Consider the following 12,913-nt stretch of genomic DNA (forward strand, 5'->3'; position numbering starts at 1 on the left):
CACCGTGAGCTGCGTCGCGATCATCCCCGCCCGTGGTGCCAGCAAGCGCATTCCGCGCAAGAATCTCAAACCGTTCGACGGCGTACCGATGATCGTCCGCACGATTCGCACGGCGCTGGAGTCAGGGCTGTTCGAGAGCGTTGTGGTCAGCACCGACGATGACGAAATCGCCGACGTCGCACGAGCACATGGCGCTGAAGTGCCGTTCATGCGACCGGCCGATCTGGCCGATGATTTCACCGGTACCGCTGCGGTGATCGTGCATGCTTTGCAGCAATTGCCGACGTTCGATTACGCCTGCTGCGTGTACGCGACCGCGCCGTTGTTGCAGGCGCGTTATCTGCGTCAGGGTCTGGATTTGCTCAAGCAGCATCCGCACAAGTCGTTTGCCTTTTCGGTGTGCGGTTTCGGTTTCCCGGTGCAGCGCGCACTGACCCTCGACGAGGAGGGCGCTTTGATGTCCATGTACCCCGAATTTCGTACCACCCGTTCGCAGGATCTGCCCGAAGCGTTTCAGGATGCCGGGCAATTTTACTGGGGGCGCAGCGAAGCGTGGCTGCGTGGCGAGACGCTGTTTTCGCCAGCGAGCCTGCCGGTGATCCTGCCGCGTCATTTGGTCCAGGACATCGACACGCCCGAAGACTGGCAACGCGCCGAATATCTGTACGCCGCACTCAGAGCCGGCGGAGAACTGCAATGAGAGTGCTGATCCGCGCCGACGCCTCGCCAACCATCGGCAGCGGCCACATTGCCCGCTGCGTGACTCTGGCGCGGATGCTGCGCGGGCAGGGCAGTCATGTTGCGTTTGCCTGTCGGCGTTTGCCGGGGCATCGACTCGAAGCCTTGAATGCCGAAGGCTTCGAGACCTTTGCACTGCCCGAGCGCTATCGCGACGAAGACCCGCTGCAGGCCATCGAATCGATGTTGCCGTGGCAGTTCGATATTGATGCACTGGGCCTGCTGCTGGATGGGCAGGCACCGTTCGACTGGATCATCGTCGACCATTACGGCCTCGATCATCACTGGCAAACCGCTGCCCGGCGCTGGGCGCATCGAATCGCCGCCGTGGATGATCTGGCCACGCGGCGTTACAGCGTCGATCTGCTGCTCAATCAGAACCTCTCGGGCTTGAGTGAAAACTACGCGGCGCTGCTGCCGCCAGGCTGTCGCACCTTGCTCGGCCCGCGCTACGCCATGCTGCGCGAAGAATTCAACTGCGATGCCATCGAGATCAAACCGAAGGCCCGGCGTGTGCTGGTGAATTTCGGCGGTTTCGACGCGGCGAGGCAGACTCATCATGCGATGCTGGCGCTGGCTGATTTCACTGAGTTGCAGGTGGACTTCGTCGCTGGCGCCGACAACCCGGCGTGGACGCAGATGCAAGCGTTGGCCGAGACGCGACCGAACTGGCGCCTGCACAGTTTCGTCAGCGATTTCCATCAGCGCATGACTGAGGCCGATCTGTTTATCGGCGCCGGCGGTGGCACCAGTTGGGAGCGCGCGGCGTTGGGTTTGCCGACGATCTGCATCGCCGTGGCGAACAATCAGCAGGCCAACGGCGAAGTCATGGCCGCTGCCGGTGCGCATGTGTTCATGGGTGCTCGGGAACAGGTCAGCGTCGAGCAGTTGCGTGATGCGGTCGGCTTCGTCGTAAACAATCATTTTCTACGCCGCAGCCTCGCCGAGCGCTCGCGGCAACTGGTCGACGGACGCGGTGCCGAACGCGTGGCGGCGGCGCTGGCCGGTGCGGTGCTGAAACTGCGCCCGGCAACCCAGGACGATGCGCAGTTGCTGTTCGATGGACGCAATGCCGAAGCAGTGCGGCGCTGGTCGCTGGAAACCGGCGTTATCGATTGGGTGCAGCATCTGCACTGGCTGACGGCGAGTCTGCGCAATCCGCAGCGACTGCTACTGATTGCCGAGGCGGACGACGGCCCGGTCGGGGTGCTGCGTTACGACTTGCGCGGGTTCGAAGCCGAAGTGTCGATCTATCTGCTGGAAGGGCGTTTCGGCCTCGGTTGGGGCAGGGCAGTGCTCAGCCGTGGCGAAGCGTTTGTCGCTGCGCACTGGCCGCAACTGACACGCATCACTGCCCGGGTCATGCCCGCCAATCAGTCCTCATTGAAAGTTTTTCGCGACGCCGGGTTCATCCAGGAAACCTGCGCGTTCAGCCGTGTTTTGAAGGATCACCCGCATGTCTAGTTTCAAGATTGGCCACCACACCATCGGTGCCGATGCGCCGCCGTTCATCATTGCCGAGATGAGCGGCAACCATAACCAGTCTCTCGACGTCGCTTTGCAAATCGTCGAGGCGGCAGCCAAGGCCGGGGCGCATGCCTTGAAGCTGCAAACCTACACCGCCGAAACCATGACCCTGGATTTGGCTGAAGGCGAATTCTTCATCAAGGATCCGGGCAGTCTGTGGGCCGGCACGTCGCTCTACGATCTCTACGAAAAAGCCCATACACCGTGGGAGTGGCACGCGCCGATTTTTGCTCGGGCCAAAGAGTTGGGAATGCTCGCGTTCTCGACGCCGTTCGATGACAGCGCGGTGGATTTTCTCGAAGGCCTCGAGGTGCCGGCGTACAAGATTGCCAGTTTTGAAAACACCGATCTGCCGTTGATCCGTCGAGTGGCAGCGACCGGCAAACCACTGATCATCTCCACCGGCATGGCCAGCATCGCCGAACTGGATGAAACCGTGCGTGCCGCCCGCGAGGCCGGCTGCAAGGATCTGGTGTTGCTCAAGTGCACCAGCACTTATCCGGCAACGCCACTCAACAGCAATGTGCGCACGATCCCGCATCTGCGTGAGTTGTTTGGTTGCGAGGTCGGGCTGTCAGATCATTCGATGGGCGTTGGCGTGTCGGTGGCGGCGGTGGCGCTGGGCGCGACGGTGGTGGAGAAACACTTCACCCTTGATCGTTCCGCCGGTGGCGTGGACGCGAGTTTCTCCCTGGAGCCTGCGGAGCTGGCCAGTCTGGTCGTCGAAACCGAACGTGCCTGGCAGGCCATGGGGCGTGTTCAGTATGGTCCGACCGAGGCCGAGCGCAAGTCGCTGGTCTATCGCCGCTCGCTGTATGTCACCGCTGACATGGCTGCCGGTGAAGCCTTTACCGGCGACAATCTGCGCGCCATTCGCCCCGGTCTCGGTCTACCGCCCAAGCACACCGAAGCCGTCCTCGGACGCCGTGCGCGCACCGCGATCAAGCGCGGTACGCCGCTGGACTGGTCGCTGGTCGAATAGGCCAATCTGCCATCGATTCGGCAAAATAGCGTGACCTGCGAGTCATAACGCGCATCTTCACTGTATTGTATTGACCGGGGAGATGGCGCCTGGCCCGTTTTGCGGTTCCAGTGATAGCCCTTTGCGCTTCCCGTGGCTGCCCGTTGTGGCGGCCGTTTTCTGTTTGTCGGCGCCCCTCGAATCCTTGCGAGCGGTGGTTTTGGGCTGTTTTTTATTGGGAAGCCGTAATGATTGGCATAAAAAGCATTGCGAGCTACGTTCCTGTAGCCGGCGTGGACAATTACGCACAAGGTGCAAAATTCGAGAAGGATGAAGAATTCATCCTGGGCAAGATCGGTTCGGCGTTCCTGCCGCGCAAAGACGCTGAGCAGGAAACTTCTGACCTGTGCGTGGAAGCGGCCAATGCGCTGTTTGCCAGCAACCCTGAACTGAAGCGTGAATCGATCGACGCGTTGATTGTCGTCACCCAGAACGGTGATGAAGAAGGCCTGCCGCACACAGCAGCAATCGTCCAGGACAAACTCGGCCTGCCGACCAATGTCGCAGCGTTCGATATCTCTTTGGGCTGCTCCGGTTATGTTTACGGCATCTACGCGATCAAGGGCTTCATGGAAGCCGCCGGCCTGAAGAATGGCCTGCTGATCACCGCTGACCCGTACTCGAAAATCGTTGACCCGGAAGACCGCAACACCACCATGTTGTTTGGCGATGCCGCCACCGCCACCTGGATGGGCGAAAACCCGACCTGGGCGCTGGGCAAGGCCAAGTTCGGCACCGACGGTTCCGGCGCACCGCATTTGAAAGTCAGCAACGGCGTGTTCTTCATGAATGGTCGTCAGGTCTTCAACTTCGCTCTGCTGAAAGTCCCGGCGCACTTGCACGAGCTGCTCGACGATTCCAATCTCAAGGCCGATGACATCGACGCATTCTGCATTCACCAGGGCAGCGCGGCGATTGTCGACGCCGTGGCGCGACGCTTTGAAGGCGAACCGGAGAAGTTCATCAAGGACATGGTCGAGACCGGCAACACCGTGTCGTCGAGCATTCCGCTGCTGTTGGAAAAACATGTGCTCGATTCCGACTGGCAGCGCGTTGCGCTGAGCGGTTTTGGTGTCGGTCTGTCGTGGGGCTCGGCGATCATCTATCGTCCGTAAGCTGCAGTAAAAACCACTGATACAAAAATAGCGTTCAAGGTTAACCTTGAACGCTATTTTTTTGCCCGAGAAGGAGCGCGAGGCGCCATGAGCGAGTTTTTCCAAGCCAATGCCGAGGTATTGCAACGGCGCTGGCCGGCGCTGTTCGAGCGATTGATGGCTGAAGACAGCGCGTCCGTGCAGGCCGAACTCGTGCAAGGACTGGGCTCGACGCTGAGCGTCGATGGCATTCAGCTCACCAGTCGCCATGATCGTCTGCATGAGGCGCAAATCCAGGCGGCGAGCCTGCCGGAAAAACCGCATGTTCACGTCTATGGCACTGGCTTGGGCGACTTGCCCGCCGTGCTTCTTGAACATGCGGGGCTCGAGCGCCTGTACGTACACATCCTCAACGGTGCGCTGTTCGCGCTGGTGCTGCAACTGCTCGATCAGCGCCAGTGGCTGCAGGATCCTCGGGTAGAGCTGTTTTACGCCGGTGATCATCCTGACTTCTTCACGCCATTCTTTGCCTTGCCGGCCGAGATGCTGCTGGCCGATGACTTCAATGCAAAGATCCGCGATCGGCTGATCAATGAAGTGCACCTGACGTTCAACAACCGCGATTTCGATCCGCAGTCGCCAGAAATCCAGCAACGCTTGCAGGAATGTCTGCCGGTGTTGCTTGGCGATGCCGATGTGGCGCAGTTGTTCGGTAGCTGCGCCGGGCGCGAAGTCTACGTGATCGCCACCGGGCCGACACTGGAGCAGCATTTCGAACGTCTGGCGGCGATCCGTCAGCTTGCTGAGCGGCCGTTGTTCATCTGCGTTGATACGGCCTATCGGCCATTGCGTGAGCACGGCATCGAGCCTGATCTGGTGGTGAGCATCGATCAGCGCATCGGCTTTCGGCATCTGCCGTGCGAGGCGTCCGAGAACATTGCGCTGGTGTACTTGCCGATGAGCGATCCGCAGGTATTGAAGGCATGGAAGGGCAAGCGTTATGGCGGCTATTCGGCCAGCCCGATCTACAGCGACCTGCGAGAACAGTATCCACGCGGTGAGCTGCATGTCGGCGGTAGCGTGATCCATCCGGCGGTGGATCTCGCGGTAAAAATGGGCGCGAGTCGAATCACTCTGTTCGGCGCCGACTTCGCCTTCCCGATGAACAAGACCCACGCCGGTTGGGACGACGGCGATTTAGGCCCGCCGCTGGCCCAGGCGCGGCACTGGGTGCGCGATGGTCATGGTCAGCGCGTCAGCACTCAGCTAAATTTTCGCGGCTATCTATGTGTGCTTGAGCGTTATATCGCTGCGCATCCGCAGGTCGAGTTTCTCAACAGCAGCCGCGCCGGTGCATCGATTGCCGGGACCGCTTTCAATCCGGAGTTCGTGCAATGAGTGCGCTGAACCAGAGTCAGCATCAGTGCCGCCAGTGCGCGGCTTTGTTTCGCTTGGGGCGTGATGTCGAGGCGGCGTTGACGATGGTCGATGTATTCGAACAGGCTCAACTATGCCTGGCGTCTGCCTCGGAGAAGGTGCAGCAGGACTGGGCACAGGTGCTCACGCAAATGCTCGACTGTCAGGAGCGCCAGGACTGGTTGGGCCTGGCTGACTATATGGAATACGAACTGGTCGAATTGCTGGAAAGTGCCAGGCGCTGAACCGCTGCGCCGCGCTGGCCCGCGGCTTTGCGTTACAGGCGGTTTTATGACGTCATTTTTTCGCGCTGGATGTGCTGCTAAGTCTTTGTTTTCTCGGGGGTGGCGTGGTGATGGCAAAATTTTTTCAAAAAGCCCTCAAGCAACCTGCAAACCCGACGATAACTATTACGAAGGTTCTCTAGGCCATACCCGGCGGTTGCCAGGGCCGGAAGCCGCAGTACCCAACCAACGAGGAATTCGTCATGGCTTTAACAGTAAACACCAACACCACATCGTTGAACGTTCAGAAAAACCTGAACCGCGCTTCCGACGCTCTGTCCACCTCGATGCAGCGCCTGTCTTCCGGCCTGAAAATCAACAGCGCCAAAGACGACGCCGCTGGCCTGCAGATCTCCAACCGTATGTCCTCGCAGATCCGCGGTAACACCCAGGCCATCCAGAACGCCAACGACGGTATCTCCGTTGCCCAGACCGCTGAAGGCGCTCTGCAAGCTTCGACCGACATCCTGCAGCGTATGCGTGAACTGGCTGTTAAAGCTCGTAACGGTACCAACGGCACCGCTGACCAGACCGCTACCAACGCTGAATTCGCTCAGATGTCTGACGAAATCACCCGTATCTCGGCTGCTACCAACCTGAACGGCAAAAACCTGCTGGACGGTTCGGCTGGTACTGTGACCCTGCAAGTTGGCGCAAACACCGGTTCGGCTAACCACATCGACCTGGTACTGAGCTCCAAGTTCGACGCCGTCAGCCTGTCGGTAGGTAGCGGTACTGTAGTTCTGACCGGTACTTCGGGTACTGGTGCTGGTTCTGCTTCGCAGAACATCGACAACGCGATCACTGCAATCGACGCCGCTATCGCTGCAATCGGTGCAACCCGTGCCAGCCTGGGTGCTTCGCAAAACCGTCTGACCAGCACCATCTCCAACCTGCAGAACATCACTGAAAACACCACCGCTGCTCAGGGTCGTGTACAGGACACCGACTTCGCCGCAGAAACTGCTAACCTGACCAAGCAGCAGACTCTGCAGCAAGCTTCGACCTCCGTACTGGCTCAAGCCAACCAACTGCCTTCCGCTGTACTGAAGCTGCTTCAGTAATCCGGAACAAGTTTAGGCGGGGGAGTGCGCTTGTCGTGCTCTCTCGCTTTTTTACGTTAAGAGGTGATGGGCATGGACATGAGCGTAAAGCTTAACGTGTCTTATCCGGCTCCCAAGCCAGTGACACCGGTTGCTGACAAACCGTCAGAGCTGCCTAAAGTCCAAAAGACTGAAGCACCGGTCGCTGCCAAGGATCAGGATTCGGACGGCGCCAAGTTGAAGCTGGCGGTGCAAGAGATCGAAAAGTTCGTCCAGTCGATCAAGCGTAATCTGGAGTTCTCGATTGACGAGCATTCCGGCAAGGTCATCGTCAAGGTGATCGCGAGCGAGACGGGTGAAGTCGTTCGACAGATTCCTTCCGCCGAAGCCCTCAAACTGGCCGACAGCCTCGCCAATGCAAGTCATGTATTGTTCGACGCCAAGGTCTGATAAATGGCATGAATAGTGTTTGTTCGTTCTCAGGACGCGTGTAACGGTCAAAAGAATGGCAGCAATCTGAAGGGAGATGCACATGGCAAGTCCAATTTTACCGGGTTCCGGACTGGGTTCCGGCCTGGACATCGGCGCGATCGTGACCGCGCTGGTCAACGCCGACAAGTCTGCCAAGCAGACGCAGATCGATACCGCGACCAAAAGCAACAGCCTGAAGATTTCCGGCGTTGGTTCGCTGAAAAGTGCACTGGCGGCCTATCAGAAAGCGATGGGTGATCTGAACAAGGCAACAAGCCCGGCGTTTGCCGGTTTTACTGCAACCTCGGATACGCCAACTGTCGTCGGTGCCACTTCGGATAAAACCGCCGTGCCGGGTACTTACAGCGTAGTCGTGAAAAACCTGGCCACCGGCTCCAAAGTTGCCAGTGCCGCCTTTGCCGGCGGGGCCGCCAGTGCCATTCCGAGTGGTACTCTGAAAATCAGTCAGAATGGCATTGATTACAATGTCGCGATTCCGGCCAATGCCACCTTGCAGTCCACGCGCGATGCGATCAACACCGCGCAGTCCAGCAATGGCATTTCCGCGAACATCGTGACTGACAGTACCGGCGCCTCGCGTCTGGTACTGAGCTCCAACAAGACGGGCGCCGGCATGGACCTGCAGGTCAGCGGTATCGCCGGTCTCGAGATCGATGGCACCCAGAAGATGGGTGACAGTCCTGCGGCAGGGGCATCCGGTGCGGTCGGTGATGTGGCCAAGGACGCGAGCCTGACCATCGACGGACTGGCCGTTACCAGCAAGACCAACACCGTCACCGGTGCGATCAGCGGCATGACGCTGAATCTGGTCACTGCGAGTCCCGTCGTGGGCGGCGTGCCAACGCCGGCTACTGTATCGGTTGCGACCAATACCGCCGGCATCCAGACATCGCTGCAATCGTTCATCGATTCCTATAACACCCTGAAGAAAACCATCGACACCTTGTCCAAGGCAACGCCGGATGCCGATGGCAATCTGACCGTTTCGGCGGCGTTCACTGGTGACGCTCTGCCGCGTTCGTTGATGGCGGACGTGCGCGCTCAGTTGACAGATCCAGGGGCGGGCGGAGCAGGCCAATTGTCCGTGCTTTCACAGATGGGTGTGTTGACTGACAGTAAAACCGGTTTGCTGACGCTCGATACTGCAGTGTTCAACAAGCGTATGGAAATCCCAGGCATGGCTGGCCAGGTTCAGCAGCTCTTCAGCGGCACCGATGCCAAGAATGGTCTGTTGGCGCGTATGACTGCGGCGGTTGATCCGTACGTCAAGACCGGTGGGCTGCTGGATCAGCGCAGCTCCAACCTGGCGAGTCTGACGAGCGGCTTGCAGAAGCAGCAGGCGGCGCTGGATCTGCGGGTTGCCAATCTGACGTCGACATTGACCGCCAAGTACAACGCCATGGACTTGCTGGTAGGGCAGATGAAGGCAACGGCGAGCAACATCACGTCGTTCTTCAGCTCGCTGAACGCTCAGCAGTCGGCGAAGTAACAGTCAGTAACGACAAAAACCCGGCTACGCTTTATCGGCGTGCGCCGGGTTTTTGTCTTTTGATCTAAAGTTTTCGGGCCGGTTGGCGATACACTGGTTATACGAGTCAACGTGGCAATGAGGTAGAACATGAACCCGATGTTAGCCCTTCGGCAGTACCAGAAAGTCGGCGCCCATGCGCAGACGTCCGAAGCGAGCCCGCACCGCCTGGTGCAAATGTTGATGGAAGGTGGCCTGGCCCGGATTGCGCAGGCCAAGGGCGCCATTGAGCGCAAGGATATTCCCGGCAAGTGCACGGCGATCAGCAAGGCCATCGGCATTGTCAGTGGCCTGCGTGAAGGTCTCGACCTTGAAAACAATGCAGAGGCACTGGCCGATCTGGATGGCCTGTACATCTACATGATGAAGCGCCTCGCCGAGGCGAACATCAGCAGCGATCCCCGTGTACTCGACGAAGTCGCCGGCCTGCTGACCACGGTCAAAGAAGGTTGGGACGCCATCGCGCCCGTGCCGGCTCCGCAGTTCTGAAGGAGATCACCATGAGTCTTGTATTGCAGCGAATTGCCGATACCCGTGAAGCGTTGGTCGGAGCATTGGCCGAGCGAAACTGGGAAGCCATTGGCGAGCTGGATCTGGCTTGCCGTTCCTGCATGGAAGACGTCATGGCGGAAGCTTCGCTGGACGAAGTTGCGTTACGCGATAACCTTGAAGAGCTGCTATTCGTCTACAAAGAGCTTCTCGAGGTGGCAATGGGCGAGCGGCAGGCGATAGCCAACGAGATGTCGCAGATCACCCAAGCGCAAAAGGCTGCAAAGGTTTACCATCTGTTTGGTTGATTAACCGTCAGTTGAACCAGAGATGTGCGCCATAAATTTGACTGTGCACGGTTTTTTGACTTAACTAGTGGCTATTATCAGGTTTAGGGCGTCTACAGGCACAAGGTGTCCTGCAAGCGTCTCGCTTGCCCCATTTTTCGGGCATTGAGTTGACTAGGGAAGTTGCTATTGCATGTGGCGTGAAACCAAAATTCTGCTGATCGATGACGATAGCGTCCGCCGCCGCGACCTGGCGGTGATTCTAAATTTTCTTGGCGAAGAAAATTTACCCTGCGGCAGCCATGACTGGCAGCAGGCAGTCGGCTCTTTGTCGTCTAGTCGTGAAGTCATTTGCGTACTGATCGGGACCGTTAATGCTCCTGGCGCGCTTTTGGGCTTGCTAAAGACACTCGCAACCTGGGATGAGTTCCTTCCGGTTTTGTTAATGGGCGATAATTCTTCCGTTGACCTGCCTGAAGACCAGCGTCGTCGCGTGCTGTCAACCCTGGAAATGCCGCCCAGCTACAGCAAATTGCTCGATTCGCTGCATCGCGCCCAGGTCTATCGCGAAATGTACGACCAGGCCCGCGAGCGCGGCCGTCATCGCGAACCCAATCTTTTCCGCAGTCTTGTCGGCACCAGCCGTGCGATTCAGCACGTCCGGCAGATGATGCAGCAAGTGGCCGACACCGACGCCAGCGTGCTGATCCTCGGCGAGTCCGGCACCGGCAAGGAAGTGGTCGCGCGCAACCTGCACTATCACTCCAAACGCCGCGACGCGCCATTCGTGCCGGTCAACTGCGGGGCGATCCCGGCAGAGCTGCTCGAAAGCGAACTGTTCGGCCACGAGAAGGGCGCCTTCACGGGCGCGATCACCAGCCGTGCCGGGCGCTTTGAGCTGGCCAATGGCGGCACGCTGTTTCTCGACGAAATCGGCGACATGCCGCTGCCGATGCAGGTCAAGCTGCTGCGCGTATTGCAAGAGCGCACCTTCGAACGCGTGGGCAGCAACAAGACCCAGAGCGTCGACGTGCGCATCATTGCCGCAACGCACAAGAATCTCGAAAGCATGATCGAGATCGGCTCGTTCCGCGAAGACCTCTACTATCGCCTGAACGTGTTCCCGATCGAAATGGCGCCACTGCGTGAGCGCGTCGAAGACATCCCGCTGCTGATGAACGAACTGATCTCGCGCATGGAGCACGAGAAGCGCGGTTCGATCCGTTTCAACTCGGCGGCGATCATGTCGCTGTGCCGTCACGGCTGGCCGGGCAACGTCCGCGAACTCGCCAACCTGGTCGAGCGCATGGCGATCATGCACCCGTACGGGGTGATCGGCGTGGTCGAGTTGCCGAAGAAATTCCGCTACGTCGACGACGAAGACGAGCAGATGGTCGACAGCCTGCGCAGCGATCTGGAAGAACGCGTGGCCATCAACGGCCATACGCCGGACTTCAGCGCCAACGCGTTGCTGCCGCCGGAAGGTCTCGACCTCAAAGACTACCTCGGTGGCCTGGAGCAGGGCCTGATTCAGCAAGCGCTGGACGATGCCAATGGCATTGTCGCCCGTGCCGCTGAGCGTCTGCGTATTCGTCGCACCACCCTGGTCGAGAAGATGCGCAAGTACGGCATGAGCCGTGCTGGAGGAGATGAACAGGCGGATGATTGACGCCTGTTTTTCAAGCGCTTCATTTATAAGCGGTTTTTTTTAGGCACGGGTATTGCTATAGCCCTCGCAACGTTCCGTTTCACTGACGGTCAGCCAAGCGAGAGAGCCCAATGCCCCAAGCCGCCCAGATCTCTTCTGCCTCCAATATCGTGGGGCAACCCTCGTCCGTAGAGCAGGCAAGTCGTCAGGGACTTGAGCAGGCCTTCCAGCTGTTCAACCAGATGTCGAGCCAGCTGACCGACTCCTACAGCCTGCTCGAAGCGCGGGTCACCGAGCTCAAGGGTGAGCTGGCCGTGGTCAGCGCCCAGCGCATGCAGGAACTGGCGGAAAAAGAACGCCTGGCCAATCGCCTGCAAAACCTTCTCGACCTTTTGCCCGGCGGCGTCATCGTCATTGACGGCCACGGTCTGGTGCGCGAAGCCAATCCTGCCGCCATCGATCTGCTCGGCTCGCCACTCGAGGGCGAACTCTGGCGCCATGTGATCGCGCGCTGCTTCGCTCCCCGTGAAGACGACGGTCATGAAATCTCCTTGAAAAACGGTCGACGCCTGTCGATTTCCACCCGCTCGCTGGATGCCGAGCCGGGGCAGTTGGTGCTGCTCAACGACTTGACGGAAACACGTCATCTGCAAGACCAGTTGGCGCGCCACGAACGTTTGTCATCGCTGGGGCGCATGGTTGCCTCGCTGGCCCACCAGATTCGCACGCCGCTGTCCGCCGCTTTGCTCTACGCCAGTCATTTGACTGAACAGCAACTGCCAGTGGAAACCCAGCAACGCTTTGCCGGCCGCTTGAAAGAGCGTCTGCACGAACTCGAACATCAAGTGCGCGACATGCTGGTGTTCGCTCGCGGTGAATTGCCGCTGACCGACCGCATTTCGCCCAATGCCTTGATGCAATCGCTGCAGGCAGCGGCGCTGACCCATGTGCAGGATCTGCCGATCCGCTGGCAGTGCGACAGCCATGCCGGTGAGCTGCTGTGCAACCGCGACACACTGGTCGGGGCATTACTGAATCTGATTGAAAACGCCATTCAGGCCAGCGCCGGCGAAGCGCGCCTGAAGGTGCATTGCTACACCAGAGGCAACACCCTGCGTCTGTGTGTCAGCGACAGTGGCGGCGGCATTGAGCCGACAGTTTTGGCGCGCCTCGGCGAGCCTTTTTTACTACCAAAGTCACCGGCACCGGCCTCGGCCTGACCGTGGTCAAAGCGGTGGTCCGTGCGCATCAGGGAGAATTGACCCTGCGTTCGCGAGTCGGGCGCGGCACTTGCGCGCAGGTCAGTCTGCCGCTGTTTTCCGCTGCACAAGGAGTTGAATAAACGT

The 12,913-nt window shown here is 59.3% G+C and carries 12 protein-coding genes and 1 pseudogene; all 13 read left to right on the forward strand.

Going from position 1 to position 12,913, the window contains the following annotated elements:
- Positions 1-4: 4 nt before the first annotated feature.
- Complete coding sequence (pseF, locus tag AB4O12_RS01970) at positions 5-700, forward strand: pseudaminic acid cytidylyltransferase (protein WP_150636646.1); 696 nt, start codon at positions 5-7, stop codon at positions 698-700.
- A complete protein-coding gene (gene pseG / locus AB4O12_RS01975) occupies positions 697-2,202 on the forward strand; it encodes a UDP-2,4-diacetamido-2,4,6-trideoxy-beta-L-altropyranose hydrolase (RefSeq protein WP_460060237.1) in 1,506 nt (501 codons plus the stop codon). The genes pseF and pseG overlap by 4 nt, the downstream gene beginning before the upstream one ends.
- Entirely contained in the window at positions 2,195-3,247 is a 1,053-nt protein-coding gene (gene pseI / locus AB4O12_RS01980) for a pseudaminic acid synthase (protein WP_236167929.1), read from the forward strand. Before pseG ends, pseI begins: the two co-directional genes overlap by 8 nt.
- A 227-nt stretch (positions 3,248-3,474) precedes the next feature.
- On the forward strand, positions 3,475-4,401 hold the full coding sequence (locus tag AB4O12_RS01985) for a ketoacyl-ACP synthase III (RefSeq protein ID WP_016771093.1): 927 nt from the start codon (positions 3,475-3,477) through the stop codon (positions 4,399-4,401).
- Positions 4,402-4,488: 87 nt separating this feature from the next.
- Positions 4,489-5,778 carry a motility associated factor glycosyltransferase family protein gene (locus AB4O12_RS01990; protein WP_305382442.1) on the forward strand — a complete coding sequence of 430 codons (1,290 nt, stop codon included), beginning with the start codon at positions 4,489-4,491 and terminating at the stop codon, positions 5,776-5,778.
- Entirely contained in the window at positions 5,775-6,041 is a 267-nt protein-coding gene (locus AB4O12_RS01995) for a hypothetical protein (protein WP_252877687.1), read from the forward strand. The genes AB4O12_RS01990 and AB4O12_RS01995 overlap by 4 nt, the downstream gene beginning before the upstream one ends.
- A gap of 242 nt (positions 6,042-6,283) precedes the next feature.
- Complete coding sequence (locus tag AB4O12_RS02000; RefSeq protein WP_016771090.1) at positions 6,284-7,144, forward strand: flagellin domain-containing protein; 861 nt, start codon at positions 6,284-6,286, stop codon at positions 7,142-7,144.
- Between the two features lie 72 nt (positions 7,145-7,216).
- Complete coding sequence (locus AB4O12_RS02005) at positions 7,217-7,573, forward strand: flagellar protein FlaG (protein WP_041479011.1); 357 nt, start codon at positions 7,217-7,219, stop codon at positions 7,571-7,573.
- A gap of 82 nt (positions 7,574-7,655) precedes the next feature.
- On the forward strand, positions 7,656-9,104 hold the full coding sequence (gene fliD, locus AB4O12_RS02010) for a flagellar filament capping protein FliD (protein WP_095180716.1): 1,449 nt from the start codon (positions 7,656-7,658) through the stop codon (positions 9,102-9,104).
- A gap of 129 nt (positions 9,105-9,233) precedes the next feature.
- Positions 9,234-9,632 (forward strand): flagellar export chaperone FliS, encoded by a 399-nt coding sequence (gene fliS / locus AB4O12_RS02015; protein ID WP_041479013.1) that lies wholly within the window; start codon positions 9,234-9,236, stop codon positions 9,630-9,632.
- An 11-nt stretch (positions 9,633-9,643) separates the two neighbouring features.
- Entirely contained in the window at positions 9,644-9,940 is a 297-nt protein-coding gene (locus AB4O12_RS02020; RefSeq protein WP_016771085.1) for a hypothetical protein, read from the forward strand.
- Between the two features lie 172 nt (positions 9,941-10,112).
- Entirely contained in the window at positions 10,113-11,588 is a 1,476-nt protein-coding gene (locus AB4O12_RS02025; RefSeq protein WP_041479014.1) for a sigma-54 dependent transcriptional regulator, read from the forward strand.
- Between the two features lie 110 nt (positions 11,589-11,698).
- A pseudogene (locus tag AB4O12_RS02030) lies at positions 11,699-12,909 on the forward strand (sensor histidine kinase).
- Positions 12,910-12,913: the final 4 nt, after the last annotated feature.

Source organism: Pseudomonas sp. S2_A05 (assembly GCF_054668485.1).